The organism is Spirillospora sp. CA-108201, from assembly GCF_050936235.1.
Lineage (GTDB): Bacteria > Actinomycetota > Actinomycetes > Streptosporangiales > Streptosporangiaceae > Spirillospora.
On the sequence record NZ_JBNJNE010000001.1, the window covers coordinates 4,414,122 to 4,433,897 of the forward strand.

The 19,776-nt window shown below is 73.6% G+C and carries 19 protein-coding genes; 10 read left to right on the plus strand and 9 right to left on the minus strand.

Translation table 11 applies throughout. The annotated features are described in order from the left end of the window. Positions 1-15: 15 nt before the first annotated feature. Together ACQEU6_RS21380 and ACQEU6_RS21385 are read right to left on the minus strand one after the other, a co-directional pair. Complete coding sequence (locus ACQEU6_RS21380) at positions 16-1,389, minus strand: dihydrolipoyl dehydrogenase family protein (RefSeq protein WP_499334319.1); 1,374 nt, start codon at positions 1,387-1,389, stop codon at positions 16-18. 24 nt (positions 1,390-1,413) lie between these two features. Next, positions 1,414-2,349 carry a ribonuclease Z gene (locus ACQEU6_RS21385; RefSeq protein ID WP_499334320.1) on the minus strand — a complete coding sequence of 312 codons (936 nt, stop codon included), beginning with the start codon at positions 2,347-2,349 and terminating at the stop codon, positions 1,414-1,416. 79 nt (positions 2,350-2,428) lie between these two features. On the opposite strand from ACQEU6_RS21385, the gene ACQEU6_RS21390 reads away from it, so the two are divergent. Then, the gene (locus ACQEU6_RS21390) at positions 2,429-2,905 is read left to right on the plus strand and encodes a pyridoxamine 5'-phosphate oxidase family protein (protein ID WP_499334321.1); all 477 of its coding nucleotides are present in this window, start codon (positions 2,429-2,431) and stop codon (positions 2,903-2,905) included. Between the two features lie 195 nt (positions 2,906-3,100). Here the strand turns inward: ACQEU6_RS21390 and ACQEU6_RS21395 are convergent, their stop codons facing one another. Genes ACQEU6_RS21395 through mca form a run of 3 tightly spaced genes read right to left on the minus strand, consistent with a single transcriptional unit; the run spans position 3,101 to position 4,825 of the window. Next, on the minus strand, positions 3,101-3,664 hold the full coding sequence (locus tag ACQEU6_RS21395; RefSeq protein WP_499334322.1) for a hypothetical protein: 564 nt from the start codon (positions 3,662-3,664) through the stop codon (positions 3,101-3,103). 55 nt (positions 3,665-3,719) lie between these two features. Beyond that, the gene (locus tag ACQEU6_RS21400; RefSeq protein WP_499334323.1) at positions 3,720-3,962 is read right to left on the minus strand and encodes a hypothetical protein; all 243 of its coding nucleotides are present in this window, start codon (positions 3,960-3,962) and stop codon (positions 3,720-3,722) included. Beyond that, positions 3,962-4,825 carry a mycothiol conjugate amidase Mca gene (gene mca, locus ACQEU6_RS21405; RefSeq protein WP_499340289.1) on the minus strand — a complete coding sequence of 288 codons (864 nt, stop codon included), beginning with the start codon at positions 4,823-4,825 and terminating at the stop codon, positions 3,962-3,964. The genes ACQEU6_RS21400 and mca overlap by 1 nt, the downstream gene beginning before the upstream one ends. 201 nt (positions 4,826-5,026) lie before the next feature. Here mca and ACQEU6_RS21410 point away from each other — a divergent pair, with 201 nt between their 5' ends. Further along, positions 5,027-5,410 carry a DUF4307 domain-containing protein gene (locus ACQEU6_RS21410; RefSeq protein WP_499334324.1) on the plus strand — a complete coding sequence of 128 codons (384 nt, stop codon included), beginning with the start codon at positions 5,027-5,029 and terminating at the stop codon, positions 5,408-5,410. Between the two features lie 209 nt (positions 5,411-5,619). Continuing rightward, positions 5,620-6,120, plus strand: a complete 501-nt coding sequence (gene greA, locus ACQEU6_RS21415; RefSeq protein WP_179832722.1) for a transcription elongation factor GreA — start codon at positions 5,620-5,622, stop codon at positions 6,118-6,120. A gap of 73 nt (positions 6,121-6,193) precedes the next feature. Here greA and ACQEU6_RS21420 read toward each other — a convergent pair whose 3' ends face one another. Beyond that, positions 6,194-6,700 (minus strand): Lrp/AsnC family transcriptional regulator, encoded by a 507-nt coding sequence (locus ACQEU6_RS21420; RefSeq protein ID WP_499334326.1) that lies wholly within the window; start codon positions 6,698-6,700, stop codon positions 6,194-6,196. 128 nt (positions 6,701-6,828) lie between these two features. Between ACQEU6_RS21420 and hppD the strand changes: the two genes are divergently transcribed. The 6 genes from hppD to ACQEU6_RS21450 all read left to right on the plus strand — a co-directional run bounded on the left by hppD (position 6,829) and on the right by ACQEU6_RS21450 (position 14,732). Then, on the plus strand, positions 6,829-7,920 hold the full coding sequence (hppD, locus tag ACQEU6_RS21425) for a 4-hydroxyphenylpyruvate dioxygenase (protein WP_499334328.1): 1,092 nt from the start codon (positions 6,829-6,831) through the stop codon (positions 7,918-7,920). 153 nt (positions 7,921-8,073) lie between these two features. Next, positions 8,074-8,862 carry an RDD family protein gene (locus ACQEU6_RS21430; protein ID WP_499334330.1) on the plus strand — a complete coding sequence of 263 codons (789 nt, stop codon included), beginning with the start codon at positions 8,074-8,076 and terminating at the stop codon, positions 8,860-8,862. A gap of 98 nt (positions 8,863-8,960) precedes the next feature. Then, positions 8,961-9,896, plus strand: a complete 936-nt coding sequence (locus tag ACQEU6_RS21435) for an RDD family protein (protein ID WP_499334332.1) — start codon at positions 8,961-8,963, stop codon at positions 9,894-9,896. 81 nt (positions 9,897-9,977) lie between these two features. Then, positions 9,978-11,591, plus strand: coding sequence for a M1 family metallopeptidase (locus tag ACQEU6_RS21440; protein ID WP_499334334.1), 1,614 nt, complete (start codon positions 9,978-9,980; stop codon positions 11,589-11,591). A 103-nt stretch (positions 11,592-11,694) separates the two neighbouring features. Then, on the plus strand, positions 11,695-13,173 hold the full coding sequence (locus ACQEU6_RS21445) for a M1 family metallopeptidase (protein ID WP_499334335.1): 1,479 nt from the start codon (positions 11,695-11,697) through the stop codon (positions 13,171-13,173). A 137-nt stretch (positions 13,174-13,310) separates the two neighbouring features. Next, positions 13,311-14,732: a M1 family metallopeptidase gene (locus tag ACQEU6_RS21450; RefSeq protein ID WP_499334337.1), complete on the plus strand. Its 1,422-nt coding sequence runs from the start codon at positions 13,311-13,313 to the stop codon at positions 14,730-14,732. A gap of 41 nt (positions 14,733-14,773) precedes the next feature. On the opposite strand, the gene ilvA is transcribed toward ACQEU6_RS21450, so the two are convergent. From ilvA to ACQEU6_RS21465, 3 genes are read right to left on the minus strand one after another with little or no spacing between them, the layout of a single operon-like run. After that, on the minus strand, positions 14,774-16,012 hold the full coding sequence (gene ilvA / locus ACQEU6_RS21455; protein WP_499334338.1) for a threonine ammonia-lyase: 1,239 nt from the start codon (positions 16,010-16,012) through the stop codon (positions 14,774-14,776). A gap of 23 nt (positions 16,013-16,035) precedes the next feature. Then, complete coding sequence (locus ACQEU6_RS21460; protein ID WP_499334340.1) at positions 16,036-16,980, minus strand: ROK family protein; 945 nt, start codon at positions 16,978-16,980, stop codon at positions 16,036-16,038. Continuing rightward, entirely contained in the window at positions 16,977-18,155 is a 1,179-nt protein-coding gene (locus tag ACQEU6_RS21465; protein WP_499334341.1) for an FIST signal transduction protein, read from the minus strand. The genes ACQEU6_RS21460 and ACQEU6_RS21465 overlap by 4 nt, the downstream gene beginning before the upstream one ends. Before the next feature lie 155 nt (positions 18,156-18,310). Here ACQEU6_RS21465 and ACQEU6_RS21470 point away from each other — a divergent pair, with 155 nt between their 5' ends. Continuing rightward, the gene (locus tag ACQEU6_RS21470) at positions 18,311-19,762 is read left to right on the plus strand and encodes a sigma 54-interacting transcriptional regulator (RefSeq protein WP_499334343.1); all 1,452 of its coding nucleotides are present in this window, start codon (positions 18,311-18,313) and stop codon (positions 19,760-19,762) included. Positions 19,763-19,776 lie beyond the last annotated feature (14 nt).

The window sequence follows — 19,776 nt, forward strand, 5'->3', positions numbered from 1 at the left end:
GATCCGGCCGTCGCCTCACTCCCCCCGCGCCTGCGCGGCGAGATCGGCGAGGGCGGACTCCACGGCGCGGTGGAAGGTGGGGTAGGCGTAGATCATCTCGCGGAGGGCGGCGGTCGGGGTCTCGGTGTGGACGGCCACGGCCAGCAGACCGAGGACCTCCCCGCCGGACGGGCCCGCGGCGGTGGCGCCGACCAGGGTGCCCCACTCGACGTCCTCGACAAGCTTGACGAAGCCGTCGTTGCCCGCCTTGTGGATCCAGCCGCGCGTCGCCTCGGGGACCGGCGTCACGGCCGTGCGGACGGGGAGGTTCTGGTCGCGGGCCTGGGCCTCGGTCAGGCCGACGGACGCGATCTCCGGGTCGGTGAAGGTGACGCGCGGCACCGCGCGGTAGGCGGCGGGCGGCCCCTCCTCGCCGAGGACGTCGCGGACGGCGACGGCCGCCTGGTACATCGAGACGTGCGTGAACGCGCCCATGCCGGTGATGTCGCCGATCGCCCACACGCCGTCGGCGGCGCGCATGTGCCCGTCCACGGGGATCCGGCGGGCGTTCTCGTCCAGGCCGACGGCGCCGAGGCCGAGCCCCCGGAGGTTGGGGCGGCGGCCGGTGGCGACGAGGAGGCGGTCGGCGGCGAGCGTCTCGTCGCCGAGGTGCATCGTGAACTCGGACCCGTCGTGGGTGACGCGGGTGACGTCCACGCCGGTGCGCACGCCGATGCCCTCGCGTTCGAAGACCTCGCGCAGCAGGGCGCCCGCCTCCGGCTCGTCGTTGACGAGCAGGCGGTCGGCCGCCTCGACGACGGTGACGCGGCTGTCGAAGCGGGAGAAGACCTGCGCCATCTCGACGCCGACCACGCCGCCGCCGAGGACGAGGAGCGACCCGGGGATCTCGGTGGCCTGGACGGCTTCGCGGTTCGTCCAGTACGGGGTCCGGTCGAGGCCGTCGACGGGCGGGGCCGTGGGCGAGGTGCCGGTGTTGAGCACGATGCCGCGGCTGGCCTGGAAGACCCGGCCGTCCACGGTCACCTCGCCGGGGCCGGTGATGCGGCCCCGGCCGCGCACCAGCCGCACGCCCCTGCCGGTGAGGCGGTCGGCGGCGGCCGTGTCGTCCCACCCGCCGGTCGCCTCGTCGCGGATCCGGGCGGCCACCGGCCCCCAGTCGGGCCGGACGGACGCCTCGCCCGCCATGCCGGGGACGCGGCCGGCCTCGGCGAGCAGCCCCGCGGCGCGGACCATCATCTTGGTGGGGACGCAGGCGTAGTAGGGGCACTCCCCGCCGACCAGCCGCGACTCCACGCCCACGACCGACAGGCCCGCCTCGGCCAGCCTGCCCGCGGCGTCCTCTCCCCCCGGCCCGAGACCGATCACCACGACATCGACTTCGTCAGCCATGCCCTGGGTCCTGCCCAGCTCCCGTCAGGTCAGACGGCGCGGGGGCAGCGGGATCCGGTCCAGATCGCGGACGAGGGTGATGTCGCCGCCGAACGCCGCGGCCGCCTCGTCCGCGAAGCGGTGCTCGTCGGCGGCGGGGTAGCGCTCGGAGAAGTGGGTGAGGACGAGGCGCCGCACGCCCGCCTCCGCCGCCACCGCGCCCGCCTGGGCGGCGGTGAGGTGCCCGTACTCGGCGGCGAGGGCCGCGTCCTCGCCGAGGAAGGTGGACTCGATGACGAGCATGTCCACCCCCGCGGCCAGCTCGCGGACCCCGTCGCAGAGCCGGGTGTCCATGACGAACGCGACCTTCTGTCCGGGACGGGTCACGCTGCACTCGTCGAGCGTGACGGTGCGCCCGGCGGGCGTGGTGACCCGCCCGTCCTCCTGGAGGCGGCGGATCAGCGGCCCGCCGACGCCGCGCGCGGCGAGCTCGTCCGGCAGCATCGTCACGCCGTCCGGTTCCTCCAGCCGGTACCCGTACGCCTCGACGGGGTGGGACAGCCGCCGCGCGACCAGGCCGAACGGAGCGTCCCCCGTGTCGAGCACCGTCCGGTCGCCGGACACCGGCCGCTCGCGGATGACGCCGGTGTCGCGGAACGCGCTGGCGTGCCGCAGCCGCTCCCAGTAGGCCCGTCCGCTCTCCGGGAACGCCGCGTCCACCGGGTGCGCGACGCCGTCGCGGGCGATGCGCTGGACGATCCCCGGCACCCCGAGGCAGTGGTCGCCGTGGAAGTGCGTCACGCAGATCCAGGTCACGTCGTTCGCGGAGAGCCCCGCGTGCGTCATCTGCCGCTGCGTCCCCTCCCCCGGGTCGAACAGGACCCCGTGCCCGTCCCAGCGCAGCAGGTAGCCGTTGTGGTTGCGGGACCTGGTGGGCACCGCGCTGGCGGAGCCGAGGACGGTGAGATCGCGAACGGACATCCCCCCATGGTGCCGGTCGCGGGGCCGTGCAAGCGCTTGGTTATTCTGTGCGCGATGCAGACGACCTTGGGAGGGCCCGTTGGCCGGTAGCAAGCGCGACAAGATCAAGATGACGCCGGAGGAGGTGGCGGACTACCTGGCCGCCAACTTCAAGGTGCAGGTCGCGACCGTCGGCAAGGACGGCGAGCCCCACCTGGTGACGATGTTCTACACGCTCTACGAGGGCAGGATCGCGTTCACCACGTACAGGTCGTCGCAGAAGGTGATCAACCTGCGCCGCGACCCGACCATGACGTGCCTGGTCGAGGACGGCGTGGAGTACGACGAGCTGCGCGGCGTCGCCCTGTACGGCCGGGGCCTGGTCATCGAGGACCCCGGGCCGCGGTCCAAGGTCGGCATGGTCGTCGGCTCCCGGATGGCGGGGCTGCCCGTCCCGGAGATGGGCGAGCCGGTCGACCCGGTCATCGCCGAGGGCATCGAGCAGGCCCTGTCCAAGCGCGTCCTCATCGTCATGGAGCCCGACCGGGTCGTCAGCTGGGACCACCGCAAGGTGTAGGCCGTGTTCATTCAGTCCCGGCCCACTTCGCTCGCCTGGCGGCTCGCTACGTGACCGGGCCTGGGCGAACGCGGCATCGCTTCGCGATCTGCCCGGCTCCGCTCGCCTCCGGCTTCGCTGCACCGGGCAGGTCACGCGTTCGCGCGCGTGGTGAGGTCTCTTCGAGGCAGGCCCTGGGCCCGCGGGCCGGGCGGGTCAGGCCGGGCGAGTCAGTTCGGCGGCGCGGTCGAGGGCGGCGCGCTCGGCCGCGCCGTCGCCGCGCAGGCGGGCGGCGTCGGCGAGGCGGACGAACATCGCGGCCTGCCCGCCGACCGCGTCGAGCCGGCGCAGGATCTCCAGGGCCTGGCCGAAGAAGTTGACGGCCGCGACGGGACGGCGGGCGCGCAGGTAGGCCTCGCCGAGGCTCTCCAGCGCGCGGGCACGGGCGTGCTCGTCCGGTTCCGGCAGTGCGGCGAACTCGTCCGGCAGCGGGCCGAGCAGCGCGATCGCGCGGTCCAGGTCGCCGCCGCCGATCAGCGCCCGGGCGAGGTCGTGGCGGGCCGCCAGCACCGCGTGGAGGTCGCCGCCGCGCTCGGCGAGGCGCAGGGCCTCCTCCAGCATCCCGGCCGCCTCCTCCCAGCGTTCCCGCTCCAGCAGGGCCAGCCCCTCGGCCCCGGGCTCGGCCGCGCCCGCGGCCGCCCCGGCGAGATGGCGGTCGAGGTCGCGGCGGGCCGCCGCGGGCGGGGGACCCCCGCCGGCGTCGTCGATGTTCGCGCACACGCCGGGGGTCCTCCCCGGAGGCGGCGGCGTCCAACCGGCGCCGGGCCCTGCCGGGTCAGGCGTCGTCGTCGGAGGCCTTGGCCGCCGTGCCGGCCTTCGCCGCCCTGGCCGCCTCGGCGCGCTCCCACTCCTGCTGCCTCAGGTCGGCCTCGCGGGGCGCCTGGATCTTCTTCATCTGCTTGCCCATCGACCGGATCAGCAAGACCGTCGCGGCCAGCAGGAGGAGGAACACCACGAAGCCGAGGACGCCGGGGCTGACCGTGTCGTCGTTCAGCGGCATGGCGTAGACGGCAGGCATCACAGACACACCTTCTCCCGGATGCCGGCGAACAGGTCGTCCTCCGGCAGTTCCGTGTCGACCAGGGACCTGGCCAAATGGTAGTCCTCGGTCGGCCATGCCTCGCGCTGGACGTCCAGCGGGACGACGAACCAGAACCCGTTCGGGTCGATCTGGGTGGCGTGGGCGAGCAGGGCCTGGTCCCTGGTCTCGAAGTGGTCGGCGCAGGGCACCCGCGTGGTGACCTCCCACCTGGCGCGCTCGTCGCCCTCCTCCTCGAAGCGCTTCAGCCAGTCGCCGTAGGGGGACTCAAGGCCGGCCTTCTCCATGGCGGCGTGCAGGGCGAGGATGCGGCCCTTGCTGAAGGTCATGTGGTAGTAGAGCTTCAGCGGCTGCCAGGGGTCGCCCGTGCCCGGGTAGCGCTCCGGGTCACCCGCGGCCTCGAACGCCTCCACCGACACCTCGTGGCACTTCACGTGGTCGGGGTGGGGGTAGCCGCCCTGCTCGTCGTAGGTGAGCATCACGTGGGGGCGGAACTCGCGGACCGCGCGCACCAGCGGCTCGGCGGCGGTCTCCAGCGGCTCCAGCGCGAAGCAGCCCTCCGGCAGCGGCGGCAGCGGGTCGCCCTCGGGGAAGCCGGAGTCGACGAACCCGAGCCAGCGCTGCCCGACGCCGAGGATCTCGCGGGCCCGCGCCATCTCCGCCTCGCGGACCTTGCCGATGTCGGCCTTGACCTCGGGGCGGTCCATGGCCGGGTTCAGGATGTCGCCGCGCTCGCCGCCGGTGCAGGTGACGACGAGGACCTCGACGCCGTCGGCGACGTAGCGCGCCATCGTGGCCGCGCCCTTGCTGGACTCGTCGTCGGGGTGCGCGTGCACCGCCATGAGACGCAGGGGCTCGCCGCCGCCGGACGGCCGTTCGAGCGCCGCGCCGTCGAAGACGCCGGACGTACCGTCGATGACCTCGGACACTTGGGGGTCTCCCTCTCCGGACTGTAGAGCGGCCCCCGGTTCGAGGCACGCGCCGTGACAGACGAGAATGAATTGTCCCTGACAACGTCCGCACCCCGCACGAGGATTCCCTCCATGACGACGAGCGTGTCGAAAGCAGCGGTTCCCGCCCAGTCCCGGCGGAGTCGTCTCGGCCTCGCGGCCGTCGGTCTGCTCGTGGCGGTGATGGCGGCCGGCTTCGGCATCATCGCCGCGCACACGGGGCAGACGCCCGGGATCGTCCCCCAGACCGTCACCTACGACATCACCGACACGTCGGTCGAGATCAACTACACGGTGGCCAAGGGGAAGGGCGACGACGTGCGCTGCACGGTGGACGCCTACGACACCGACTTCGCCGTGCTCGCGCAGAAGGAGGTCTCCGTCCCGCCCGGGACGTCCAGCGTGAAGGGGACGGAGACGTTGCAGACGCCGCGGCGGGCCACCGGCGCCAGGATCCGCGACTGCCGCAAGGCCTGACCCCTGCCGCCGGGGTCCGCCACGACCGGCTGACCGATACGCCCGGTGAGTGACGAGACACGGTTTGGCGGATTGCGGACGCCGTGTTCAGGGAACCTTTACCCGCACACACCGGATAGGCTAGAGGTTTCACCCAGCCGCACTTCATGTCGATGTGACGCCCGCCCGCGGGGGCGGGTGAGATCGCACCATGTGGATGAGGAGTACCCGTGACCGAGACCCGCGCTGACAACGTCACCTGGCTCACCCAGGAGGCGTACGACCGGCTCAAGGCTGAGCTGGACCACCTGTCGGGCCCGGGCCGCATCGAGATCGCTCAGAAGATCGAGGCGGCGCGGGAGGAGGGCGACCTGCGCGAGAACGGCGGCTACCACGCGGCCAAGGAGGAGCAGGGCAAGATCGAGGGCAGGATCCTCCAGCTCCAGGGCATCCTGGAGAACGCCCGCGTCGGCGAGGCCCCGCGCACGGAGGGCGTCGTCGGGCCCGGCATGACCGTCACGGTCTCGTTCGAGGGCGACGACGAGGAGGTGACGTTCCTGCTCGCCTCCCGCGAGGAGGTCGGCGCCCCCATCGACGTCTACTCCCCGAAGTCGCCGCTCGGTGCCGCCATCGACGGCAAGAAGGTCGGCGACAAGGCCACCTACAACCTCCCCAACGGGCGTTCGATGACCGTGGAGGTCCTCGACGCCACCCCCTACGGCGGCGCGTAGCCGCCGTCCTCGGCACTGCGGAGGTGAAGGCCGCCGGGCGGGTTTCCGCCCGGCGGCCGTTGCTTGCGCGCCCCTACCCGGGCGGGCGTCCGCGGGACCGCCCGGCCCCGGCGGGGTCGGAGACCGCGCGCACGAGGGGCAGGGTGCGGTAGGGGACCTGGTTGGCGAGGGAGATCACCGACGAGGCGCGCTCCACGCCGGCGACGTCCACGATGACGTCGATGACGCGCTGGAGGTCGGTGTTGCTGCGGGCGACGACGCGGCACAGCATGTCGCCGGGCCCGGTGATGGTGTGGGCCTCGATGACCTCGGGCACCTGGGCGAGCCGGGCCGCCACCGGATCGTGGCCGCCCGCCTGCCGCAGCTGGAGCGTGACGAAGGCCGTCACCCCGTAGCCGAGCGCGGCCGGGTCGATCTCCGGACCGTGGCCGGCGATGACGCCGTCCCGCGCGAGCCGGTCGAGCCGCGCCTGGACGGTGCCGCGCGCGACCCCGAGCCGCCGGGACGCCTCCAGGACGCCGACCCGGGGCTCGGCGGCGAACAGCTCGATCAGCCGGCCGTCCAGTTCGTCGATCGGCACGGCGCCCTCCTGCGGTCGTGGTCACCCTGTACAGAGCGACCGGTCTCGATGCGATGACACTGTACAGATTGACCAGTGTTTCAGCTCGCTCTTGCGCACCTTGCAGGCACATGTCGAGATTAGGTGGCATGGATGAGTTTCCGGTCAAGGGTATGGACGCCGTCGTCTTCGCCGTCGGCAACGCCAAACAGGCCGCCCACTACTACTCGACCGCGTTCGGGATGCGCAGGGTCGCCTACCGGGGCCCGGAGAACGGCAGCCCGGACGAGGCGGTGCACGTGCTGGAGTCGGGCGGCGCCCGGTTCGTGTTCCGCGGCCCGGTGAAGGCGGGCACCGAGCTCGGACGGCACATCGCCGAGCACGGCGACGGCGTGGTGGACCTGTCGATCGAGGTGCCCGACGTCGAGCACGCCTACCGGCACGCGCTCGCGAAGGGCGCCACCGGCCTGCGGGAGCCGCACGTCCTTGAGGACGAGTACGGCAAGGCGACCGTCGCGGCGATCGCCACCTACGGCGAGACCCGGCACACGCTGGTCGACCGCTCCAACTACACCGGCCCCTACCTGCCGGGGTTCGAGCCGGCCGAGCCCATCGTGGCGCCGGTGGACAAGCGGTACTTCCAGGCGATCGACCACTGCGTCGGCAACGTCGAGCGCATGGACGAGTGGGCCGAGTTCTACCACCGCGTCATGGGCTTCACGGACATGGCGGAGTTCGTCGGCGACGACATCGCGACCGAGTACTCGGCGCTGATGTCCAAGGTCGTCGCGGACGGCACCCGCAAGGTGAAGTTCCCGCTGAACGAGCCCGCCGAGAGCAGGCGCAAGTCGCAGATCGACGAGTACCTGGAGTTCTACGGCGGGCCGGGCGTCCAGCACATCGCGCTCGCCACGAACGACATCCTGGCCTCGGTCGACCGGATGCGCGCGGCGGGCGTGGAGTTCCTGGAGAGCCCCGACTCCTACTACGAGGACCCGGAGCTGCGCGAGCGCATCGGCCAGGTGCGGGTCCCGATCGAGGAGCTGAAGGAGCGCAGGATCCTGGTCGACCGGGACGAGGACGGCTACCTGCTGCAGATCTTCACCAAGCCCGTCCAGGACCGTCCGACCGTGTTCTTCGAGCTGATCGAGCGGCACGGCTCGCTCGGCTTCGGCAAGGGCAACTTCAAGGCGCTGTTCGAGGCGATCGAGCGGGAGCAGGAGCGCCGCGGCAACCTCTGACGCGCGCGGCTCCGCGATCTCCGCGGCGCCGCGGCGAGCCTCGACGCCGCGGCGCCCGGACTCGGGGGACCCGGCCCCGGACGCGCTCCGCGTCCGGGGCCGGTCGTCGCCCGGCCGACCGCGCGCCGCCCGCACCCGGCACACTGTGGGGGCATGAGCGAACCACCCCAGGACACCCCGAAGCCGGACAGCGGCTGGCAGCCCCCGGACCAGCCGCCGGGCGAGGCCCCCGCCTCACCCGAACGTCCGCCGCCCTACCAGGGCTCGTACGGCGGGCCTCCGCCGCAGGCCGTACCCGGCGCCGGGTACGGCCACCCCGGCGCGCCGCCGCAGGCGCCGCCGGTCCCGGGCTACGGCCCTCCCGGCCACCACCCCGGTCCGCAGGGCCCGCAGGACGTGTTCGCCGGGCGCGGCGCGCGGCTCGGCGCCGGAATCCTCGACAGCGTCCTCATCGGCATCGTGGCGACGCCGGCCGTCCTGTTCTCGATCCGCTGGGACCGGGTCCAGGAGATGGCCGAGTCCGGGGAGCCGATGACCGATCCGCTGGACCTCTACGACATTCCGCGCCTCATCGCCGGGTACGCGATCGCGTTCCTGCTGGGCTTCGTGTACTTCACCGTCCTGCACGCCCGGTGGGGCCAGACGCTGGGCAAGAAGGCGTTCGGCATCCGGCTGGTGCGAGCCGCCGACCTCTCGGCGGTGAGCTGGGGGCAGGCGCTCGGCAGGCAGGCCTTCGTCTACGCCGTCAGCGTCACGACGGGCGCGCTGAACTTCCTCACGCCCGCCGCCGGGATCCTCGGGCTCGTCGCCCTGCTCGACAACGCCTGGATCCTCTGGGACGAGCGGCGCCAGGCGCTGCACGACAAGGTCGCCGGGACGGTGGTGGTGAAGGCGACGCCGTGGACGCCGAACCCCTACGCCCGCGAGCGGCCTCCGTCCTGACCGCGTCCCGGCAAGGGCCCGGCCATGCGGGGGTAAACATTCCGGCTCCACCCGGGCGCGGCAGGGTTGGGCCGCGGCGACGCGGCGACCCTCACGGCATGACGCAACCGCCGCACGACCCCGCGTCCGGGCGAGAGCCGGAAGACGACCGGCCGCCGGGAGACCAGGAGCAGCCCGACCGGCCAGGTCCCTACGGCGGCCCCCCGTACGGCGGTCGACAGCCGTACGGGGAACAACCCCGGGAGCAGCAGCCCCCGTACGGCGAGCAGCCTCCCCATGGCGAGCAGCCCCCGTACGGTGAGCAGCCCCCGTACGGAGGCCAGCAGCCGTACGGCCAGCGGCCCCAGGGGGAACAGCAGTGGGGCGGGCAGCAGTGGGAGCAGCAGCCGTACGGGGGCCAGCAGCAGCCCTACGGTCAGCAGCAGCCGTACGGTCAGCAGCCGTACGGCGAGCAGGGGCAGTGGCAGCAGCAGCCGTACGGTCAGCAGCCCTACGGGACCCAGCCGGGGTACGGGCAGCAGCATCCCGGCCACGGGGCGGGCGGGTACGCGCACCCTTCCGGAGAGCTGGCGAGCCGCTGGGCGCGGCTGGGCGGGGGCATCGTCGACCTCGTCATCATCGGCATCGTGACGGGCCTGATCTCGATCCCGTTCGTGAACTGGAACAACGTCGTCAACCCGGAGCCGGGCGCCTCGATGTACAACGGCGCCCAGGTGGGGACGAACGCGATCAGCGTCGTGCTGGCGTTCTTCTACTTCTGGCTGATGCACGCGAAGTGGGGGCAGACGCTCGGGAAGATGCTGGTGCGGACGCGGGTCGTCCGGGCCGACGACGGGCAGGCGATCACGTCCGGCCAGGCGGCGGGGCGCTCCGCCTTCTACAGCGTGCTCGGGGGCGTCTGCGGCTGCATCGGCCTGATCGACGTCGCGTGGATCCTCTGGGACCAGCGCAAGCAGGCGCTTCACTGCAAGGTCGCGCGGACCGTCGTCGTGAAGGCCGACCCGTACCGGCCCAATCCGTACTCCCACCGCTGAGACCGCCCGCGCCGGCGGGCCTTCCGGCGCCGTCCGAGTTGCCGGGCGGGGTCCCGTCCGGGCAGGCTGGACGGCGTGCATATGGCCGGAAACACACCCAGTCCCCGCCGTAACGGCTCCAGGGCCGTCCGCGGCGCCGCGTCGCGCGGCGTCCCGGGGCTGGCCGCCCTCGCCGTGGCGGGGGCGCTGACCGCAGCCTGCCAGACCCCGTTCGACGACCCGGGCGCCTCCGGCCCGTCCAAGGGACCCGTGGTGAACGGCCCGGCGGGCACCACGACCGCGGGCGACGACTACGTCCCGGGCAACGGCAACGGCGGCTACGACGTCCAGCACTACGGGCTGAAGCTCACCATCACGCCGGACGGTCCGAAGCAGCTCGACGGCGTCGCGACGATCACCGCCAGGGCGACCGCGCGGCTCGCCCGGTTCAACCTCGACCTGACCGGCCTGGACGTGTCCTCCATCAAGGTGGACGGCGCGGCCGCGCGGCAGCAGCGCGGCGGCGGCGAGCTGGAGGTGACGCCCGCCAAGCCCCTGGAGAAGGGCAGCACCTTCACCACGGTGATCGCCTACTCGGGGACACCGCGGCCGGTGTCGGACCCGGTGCTCGGCCGGTACGGCTGGATCCGCACGTCCGACGGCGTCTTCGTGGCGTGCCAGCCGAGCGGCGCGCACACCTGGTTCCCGAGCAACGACCACCCGAGCGACAAGGCCACCTTCGACTTCGAGATCACGGTCCCGCAGGGGCTGACGGCGATCGCCAACGGCGAGCCGGACTCGCCGCCGCAGGACTCCGGCGGCGGGACGCCCGGGACGCAGCCGGGCCTGCCCGGCGGGCCGCCCAGCGAGACCCCGCCCACCGGGCCGACCGACGGGCCGACCGACGGGCCGGGCGTCGTCCCGGTCGCCCACCGCGCCGGGGCGGGCGCCACGACGACCTCGAAGTGGCGGGTCAAGGACCCGATGGCCACCTACCTGGCGACGGTCGACGTCGGCCGGTTCTCGGTGCGGACGGGCAAGACGGCCGGCGGCGTCCCCAACATCACCGCCGTGGACGCGAGCACCGCCGGCGTGAACATCGACCAGTTCCACCAGCTGAACGGCCGGGTCATCGACGAGTGGTCGAAGCTGTTCGGCCCGTACCCGTTCTCCTCGACCGGCGGGCTGATCGACGACGCCGACGTCGGCTTCGCGCTGGAGACGCAGACGCGGCCGGTGTACGGGGCGTTCGGGCTCCAGCCGACCATCGTCGCGCACGAGCTGGCGCACCAGTGGTTCGGCGACAGCGTCAGCCTGACGCGCTGGCAGGACATCTGGCTGAACGAGGGCTTCGCGACCTACGCCGAGTGGCTGTGGGACGAGAAGACCGGCGGCCGGACGGTGCAGGAGCACTTCGACGAGGCCTACAACGGCATCGGCGGCGGGGAGCTGTGGAACGTCCCGCCCGGCGATCCGGGGCGCAAGCAGATGTTCGGCCGGTCGGTGTACGACCGGGGCGGCATGACGCTGGTCGCGCTGCGCGCCCGGGTCGGCGAGGACGTGTTCTACAAGATCCTCCAGACCTGGACGAAGGAGCACCGGCACGCCTCCGGGACGACGAAGCAGTTCATCGCGACGGCGAACCGGGTGTCGGGCAAGAAGCTGGACACCTTCTTCGACGACTGGCTGTACAAGAAGGGCCGCCCGTCCAAGTGACCGGGTGACCTCGGTCAGCCGCGGGTGAACGCCCGGCCAGGAAAGGGGAAAGCCCGGCCGGTCCCCGGCCCTGCGGGACGGGCGCGCCGCCATCATCGGCCTGATGAACGGGCATTCTCGGCGGATGACCGCGGCCCTGGCCGCCGCGTTCCTGGTCGGGTCGCCCGGCGCCGCGTCCGCGTCCAAGGATCCGGGCGCCGCGGCGGAGCGGCGGGCGGCCGCACCTTGTCCACAGCCCTTGCCGCCCGCCGTGCCGCCGTCGCCGGACGGGTGCGGCACGCCCTCCCCCGGGGCGGCGGGTATCGGCGACCCCTACGTCGAGGGGGCGGGCAACGGCGGCTACGACGTCTCCCACTACGACGTCGCGCTGGCCTACGCGGGCGTCAGGACGGGATCCGTCGACGCGGCGGTGACGGTCACCGCGACCGCCTCCCAGGACCTGTCCTCGTTCGACCTCGACTTCCGCGGCCCGCGGATCACCGCCGTCGCGGTGGACGGCCGCGACGCGCGCCACCGCCGCGCGGGCCGGGAGCTGGTGATCACGCCCGCCGAGCCGATCCGCGCCGGGCGGACGTTCCGGGTCGCCGTCCGGTACGCGGGCAGGCCGGCGCCGGTCGGGGACCGGACGCTCGGCGCCTACGGGTGGGTGCCGAGCAGGGACGGCGCGGTCGTCGCCTCCGAGCCGGACGGCGCGTCGACCTGGCTGCCGGTGAACGACCATCCCCGCGACAAGGCCACGTACGCGTTCCGCATCACCGTCCCGAAGGGCCTGCGCGCCGTCGCGAACGGGCGGCCCGGCCCGGTCCGCGCCGGCGGCGCCACCACCACCTACGAGTGGACCGAGGACGCGCCGATGGCGAGCTACCTGGCCACGGTCGCCATCGGGCGGTTCCAGGTGCGGCGGACCGAGGCGGCCGGCGTCCCGGTGATCACGGCCGTCGACCCCGCGTTCGCCCCGGCGGCGAAGGGGCTGGAGAGCACCACCGTCAAGGTGCTGCGGTGGGCGGCGCCGCTCTTCGGCCCGTACCCGTTCGCGACGGCGGGCGGCATCGTCGACGACCCGAAGCTCGGCTATGCCCTGGAGACCCAGGAGCGTCCCCTCTATGGCGGTTTCGCGCCGGACGAGGGCTTCATCGTCCACGAGATGGCCCACCAGTGGTTCGGCGACAGCGTCGGCCTGCACGACTGGAGCGACATCTGGCTGAACGAGGGCTTCGCGACCTACGCCGAGTGGCTGTGGCGCGAGCGCACCGGGAGGGACTCGGCCGAGAAGATCTTCAAGCGGTACTACGCGCAGCCCGCGAGCTCGCCGATCTTCAGCCCGCCGCCGGGCGCGCCGGGCGCCGCGAAGATGTTCGGCCTCTCCGTCTACGTCCGGGGCGCGATGACGCTCCAGGCGCTCCGCGAACGGGTCGGCGACAAGGCGTTCTTCACGATCCTGCGGACGTGGACCGCCGAGCACCGCCACTCCACCGCCACGACCCCGCAGTTCGTCGCGCTGGCCGAACGGGTGTCGGGCCAAAGGCTCACCACGCTCTTCCAGACGTGGCTCCGTTCGGGGGCCAAACCGCTGAGTTGGTGACCGAACACCGGACCCGGCCACAGAAACCTCACCTCATAGGCAGATTCGATATCAAATCGCGCTTGTGCGGGCCCGGTGCACGAGAAAGTCTTGAGCGCGGTCAGGACGGTCCACCGAGGCTACCGAGGACGAGGTCGATGAGCAGAACCCCCAGAGCGCTGGCCGCCGTGACGCTGGGCGTCGCGGCGAGCCTCGCGGTGACCGCGGCGCCCGCCGGCGCCGCCGAGCGGTTCACCCCCGGGGCGCCCGGCGCGGGCGACCCCTACTTCCCCGACATGGGCAACGGCGGCTACGACGTCGCCCACTACGACATCGGCCTGAAGTACGACCCCGCGACCAAGGGGATCCAGGCGGTGACCCGCGTGACGGCGCGGGCGACGCAGAACCTGTCCCGGTTCGACCTGGACTTCCTCGGCCCGCTGAAGATCTCCTCGCTGCAGGTCGACGGCCGCGCCGCGTCCTACACGCGGACGGGCGCGCAGGAGCTGGTCATCACCCCGCGCGAGGGGATCCGGAACCGCCGCGCCTTCACCGTGACCGTGGCGTACTCCGGGGTCCCGCAGACGGTCGACGACGACGCGCTGGGCGTGTCCGGCTGGGTGCCGACGCCCGACGGCGCGGTGATGCTCAACCAGCCCTTCGGCGCGGCCACCGTCTACCCGGTGAACGACCACCCGACGGACAAGGCGACCTACACCTACACGCTGACGGCCCCGAGCGGCCTCACCGCGCTCGCCAACGGCGACCGGCGCGGCAGCCGGACCAGCGGCGGCTGGACGACCACGCGCTGGGACGTCCGCAACCCGATGGCCAGCGAGCTCGCCATGATCGCGATCGGCCGGTACGACGTGGCCACCGGACGGACGAAGGCGGGCATCCCCAACCTGACCGCCACCGACCGGGCCATGGCCATCAAGCCGGAGGACGCGAAGAGGTTCCACGACCAGACCGCCGAGGTCACCGACTTCCAGAACCGGCTCTACGGCCGCTACCCGTTCGCCTCGACGGGCGGGATCGTCGTGAAGGCCGGCGTCGGCTACGCCCTGGAGACGCAGGGCCGCCCGGTGTACGACCTCGGGCGCCGTCCGGGGAGCATTCCGAGCACCGGCCTGCTCGCGCACGAGCTGGGGCACCAGTGGTTCGGCGACTCGGTGTCCCCGGCGAGGTGGGCCGACATCTGGCTGAACGAGGGCTTCGCGTCGTACTCCGAGTGGCTGTACGCGGCGGCGCACGGCGGCACGTCCGTCCAGAAGCAGTTCGACGAGACCTACGCGACGCCCGCGAGCGACGGCCTGTGGACGGGGAAGGTCGCCGACCCGGGCCGCGACCACATCTTCGACGGGCTCGTCTACGACCGCGGCGCGATGGCCGTCCACGTGCTGCGCACGAAGATCGGTGAGCGGGACTTCTCCCGGCTGCTGAAGGCCTGGCCGGCGGCCCACCGGTACGGGAACGCCTCCACGAAGGACTTCGTCCGCTTCGCCGAGCGCCTGTCCCGCAAGGACCTGGACGCCTGGGCGAAGGCCTGGCTCTACTCCGAGGGCAAGCCCTCCCTGTAGCGCCTGCCCGCCGCACCCTCACGCCGAGCCGCCGCGCACGACTAGCTCAGCGTGAGGGTGTAGCCCTTCTCGCGGAGACGGCCGATCACGTCCTCGGAGTGGTCGGCTCCGCGGGTCTCCAGGTGCATGAGCACCTCGGCCTCCTCGACGTGGAGGCGGGCCGCCATGCGCTCGTGCATGACGTCCAGGACGTTGACGCCCATCTCGGCCAGCTCGCTCAGCAGGGTCACCAGCGCGCCCGGGCGGTCCTTCAGGCGGCAGCGCACCACCAGGTACCGCCCCGCGCCCGCGAGGCCGTGCCGCAGCACCTTCGACAGCAGCAGCGGGTCGATGTTGCCGCCCGACAGCAGCACCACGACGGGCGGCTCGACGGCGTAGGCGTGCTCCAGCAGCGCCGCGACGCCCGCCGCCCCCGCGGGCTCGACGACCTGCTTGGCGCGTTCGAGGCAGAGCAGCAGGGCCTGGGAGATCGACTCCTCGGTCACGGTGACCACGGCGTCGACCAGCTCGGTGAACATGGCGTAGGTCAGCTCGCCGGGGCGGCCCACCGCGATGCCGTCCGCCATCGTGCGCTCGATCCCGATCTGCGTCGGCCGGCCCGCCGCGAGCGAGGGCGGGAAAGCCGCGGCCCGCTTGGCCTGCGCGCCGACGAGCTTGACGTCCCCGCCGCCGGTCTCCTTCGCCAGGCCCTTCACCGCCGCCGCGACCCCGGCCAGCAGCCCGCCGCCGCCCACCGGCGACACGATCGTCCGGGCCCGCGGGCACTGCTCCATGACCTCCAGGCCGATCGTGGCCTGCCCCGCGACGACGTCGGGGTGGTCGAACGGGTGGATGAGCACCGCGCCGCACTCGTCCGCGTACTCCTGCGCGGCGACGAGGCAGTCGTCGACGGTCGGCCCCGGGAAGACGACCTCGGCGCCGTAGCCGCGGGTCGCGGCGATCTTCGGCAGCGGGGCGCCGACCGGCATGAACACGGTGGCCTTGCAGCCGAGCATCGAGGCGGCGAGCGCGACGCCCTGCGCGTGGTTGCCCGCGCTCGCCGCGACCACGCCGCCCGCCCGCTCCCGCTCGCTCAGCCGCGCGATCCGCACGTACGCGCCCCGGATCTTGAAGGAGCCGGTGCGCTGGAGGTTCTCGCACTTCAGCAGGACGGGCCCGCCGATCTGCTCCGACAGCACCCGGGAGGGGATCAGCGGCGTCGGCACGGCCACCGCGCCCAGCAGCTCCCGGGCGGCGCGGACGTCGTCGACACCGACGGAGGCCGGACCAGCGTCACTCATTCGGCCATCCTTCCATGTCGGGCTTATCCGGCACTCCAGTAACGATCCTGGGCGTAGACCAGGGCGGCGGCGCCGACCAGGCCCGCGGTCTGCCCGAGCTCGGCCGGGACGATCCGCAGCCGCCGCGCGAACTCCATCCGCGCGTGCTCGCCGAACGCCTCCTCCAGCGGGCCGAACAGCAGCGGCCCCGCCTGCGACAGCCCGCCGCCGATCGCCGCGACCTCCAGATCGCACAGGTGCGTCGCGGACGCGATCGCGATGCCGAGGGCGCGGCCCGCCCGGCGCATCGCCGCGCCCGCCACCGGGTCCCCGCGGCGCGCGTCCTCGGTCAGCTCCACGCCCGTGGCGTCCGCGCTCCCGGGCCGCCAGCCCTGCCCCCGCGCCCATGCGACGAGGCCCGGGCCGCGCGCGACCGCCTCCAGGCAGCCGCGCCCCCCGCACCCGCAGGGCGGCCCGCCGGGCTCGACGATGACGTGCCCGATGTGCCCGGCGTTGCCGCTGGCGCCGTTCACCAGCCGCCCGCCGAGCATGAGCCCGCCGCCGACGCCCGTGGACACCACCATGCCGAGGACGTTGTCGTGCCCGCGCCCCGCGCCGAGCCAGTGCTCGCCGATCGCGACGCACACCGCGTCGTTGTGGATGCGGACGGGCAGGCCCGGGTACCGGGCCCGCAGCCGCTCGCGCAGCGGGAAGCCCCGCCACGCCGGGATGTTCAGCGGGGACACCTCGGCCGCGGGCCAGGTCATCGGCCCTCCGCAGCCGACCCCGACGCCCGCGAGGGGCGGCTCCCCGGCCTCGGCGGCGAGCTTGGCGAGCAGCGCCTCCAGCGCCCGCCACAGCTCCTCGCCGTCCACGCCCGGCGCGTTCGGGGTGGGGGCCCGATCGTGGGCGGTGACGCGGCCGTCGGGCTCGACCAGCGCGGCGGCGAGCTTCGTCCCGCCGATGTCCACCGCGAGAACGGCGCTCAAACGCCCTCCTCGCTCCGGCCGAACGCGAGGATCGAGGCGGTGAAGCCGTGCACGTGGTTGCGTCCCGCGACCGGGCCGATCTCCCCCGCCGCGAAGAAGCCGCCCACCCCGGCGGGGCCGAAGGCCCGGTCCAGCACCTTGGCGTCGTGGTCGGAGTCGGGGAACATCGCCTGCCCGCGGCCGTTGCAGGAGATCAGCAGCGCGCCCTCGACCGGCGCGAGGTCGAACCGCTCCAGCAGGGCGGAGAGGTCCTCCTCGGCGGCGCCCGCGTCCCGGACCTGGAACCGGACGGTGCGCCCCACGTCCACCACGTCGCCGATCGCGATCGCGCCGGTGTCGGTGTCGGCGCCCACGACGCCGCGGACGAGGAAGTCGCCGTGCTCGTGCTCGTCGGCGTACTCGTCCATCGCGACGCCGATCAGCAGCCCGCGCCCGGCGAGCTCCTGCTCCTCCTCCGGAAGCCCGATGACGATCTGCTCCAGCTTCTCCAGCGCCGGCACCCCCGCCAGCTCGTACAGCACGTTCTCCTCGGCCCTCGTCACGACCATGTCCGGGCCGATCGGGCGGGCGCCCTGGCTGACCACCGTGGCGGCGGCGACGGACCCGCCGATCACCACGCCGACCGCGCCGTCCCGGTACACCTCGCCGCCGACGAACAGCCGCGCCTCGCCGTGCCCCGTCTCGCCGAGCCCGCTGCCCTCGGCCAGCCCGCCGACCAGCGGCAGACCCGGCAGCGCCTCGTCCGAGCGCTCCACGAACGCGTCCACCGGGAAGCTGTACGGGTCGGCCAGCAGCACGCCGACGACGTCGTCCTCCTGGCCCTCCGGCATGCCCACCACGATGAGCCGGTCGTCGCCCTTCAGCGTCTCCAGCCGGAACGCGTCGAGCCGCGCGCCGGGCAGCACCGCCGCCCACGCGCTCACCGCGCCCCGCTCCTCCACGCCGCGCCCGGCCCCGATCACACCCGACGCGCTGCACCCCAGCAGCAGCGCGGGCCCGGCCGCCTGCTGCGCCGCCTGCGCGGCCTCCTCGATCTGGTCCGGGTCGTCGCCGGTGACGAACACGCACACCAGGTCGGGCGCCGCGCTGAGCGGCGCGAGCGCCTGCTCGACCGCCGTCGCCGCGGCGCTGGACAGATCGGGTCCGAGGGCCAGGCCATCACCGAATCGCGCCATCGGCGCCGCCTCCCTCACTCCGTTCGCCGGGTCGCTTCACACCTCCAGTCTCCCCCTCCGCGACCGTTCCACCCAAACGCCGGCGGGACCGGACGGGACGGACGAATCCCCGGCGGGGGTGCGATCGCGCGGACCGGCGACGTAATGTCGGTCGCGTGCGTTCCTCCACACCACCCGAGTCCATCTCCGGCGAATCCGCACCCCGTGAATCGACGCTGGGCGCCCTGCGCGCCGGCGGCCACGCGCGGCTTCCCGTCAAGGCCGAGATCCGGCGCAACCTGCTCGACCGGCTGAGATCCGGCGCGCCGCGCTTCCCCGGCATCCTCGGGTTCGACGAGACCGTCCTGCCCCATCTGGAGCGCGCCCTGCTGGCCGGGCACGACCTGGTGCTGCTGGGCGAGCGCGGGCAGGGCAAGACGCGGCTGATCCGCACCCTGGTCGGGCTGCTGGACGAGTGGACGCCCGTGGTGGCGGGCTGCGAGATCAACGACCACCCGTACGCGCCGGTCTGCGTGCGGTGCCGCCGCCTCGCCGGCGAGCTGGGCGACGAGCTGCCGGTCGAGTGGAGGCACCGCGACGACCGCTACGGGGAGAAGCTCGCCACGCCCGACACCAGCGTCGGCGACCTCATCGGCGACGTCGACCCGATCAAGGTGGCGGAGGGCCGCACGCTCGGCGACCCGGAGACCGTGCACTTCGGCCTCGTCCCGCGCACCAACCGCGGGATCTTCTCCATCAACGAGCTGCCCGACCTCGCCGAGCGGATCCAGGTGGCGCTGCTGAACGTGCTGGAGGAGCGCGACGTCCAGATCCGCGGCTACGCGCTGCGGCTGCCGCTGGACGTGCTGCTCGTCGCGTCCGCCAACCCCGAGGACTACACCAACCGGGGCCGGATCATCACCCCGCTGAAGGACCGCTTCGGCGCCGAGATCCGCACCCACTACCCGCTCGAACTGGACGCCGAGCTCGCGCTGATCCGCCAGGAGACCGACTTCGCCGACCTCGCGGGCCTGCCCGCCGAGGTGCCCGACCACCTGGTCGAGGTGATCGGGCGGTTCACCCGGCTCGTGCGCGAGTCGACGTCGGTGGACGCGCGGTCGGGCGTGTCGGCGCGGTTCGCGCTCGCGGGCGCCGAGACCGTCGCGGCGGGCGCGGTGCGCCGCGCGGCGCTCACCGGGGAGGGGCACGCCGTCGCGCGGGTCTGCGACCTGCCGGCCGTCGTGCCGTCCCTGATGGGCAAGGTCGAGTTCGAGGTCAGCGAGGAGGGCCGCGAGCAGGAGGTGCTGGAGCACCTGCTGCGCCGCGCGGTCGCCGAGACCTACCGCCGGACGCTGGGCGGCGCCGACCTCACCGGCCTGCTCGACAAGTTCGACTCCGGGGACAGCGTCGAGTCGGGCGAGCTGGTGCCGGCGCGCGAGCTGCTGCGCCGCACCGGCCAGGTGCCCGGCCTCGCCAAGATCATGGAAAGGCTCGGCATGAGCGGGGAGTCCCCCGGGCAGGCCGCGGCCGCGATCGAGTTCGCCCTGGAGGGGCTGTTCCTCAGCCGGCGGCTCTCCAAGGACGTCGCCGAGGGACGGTCCGACGGGACGGCGACGTACCGGACGTGACGCCACGTCCCGAA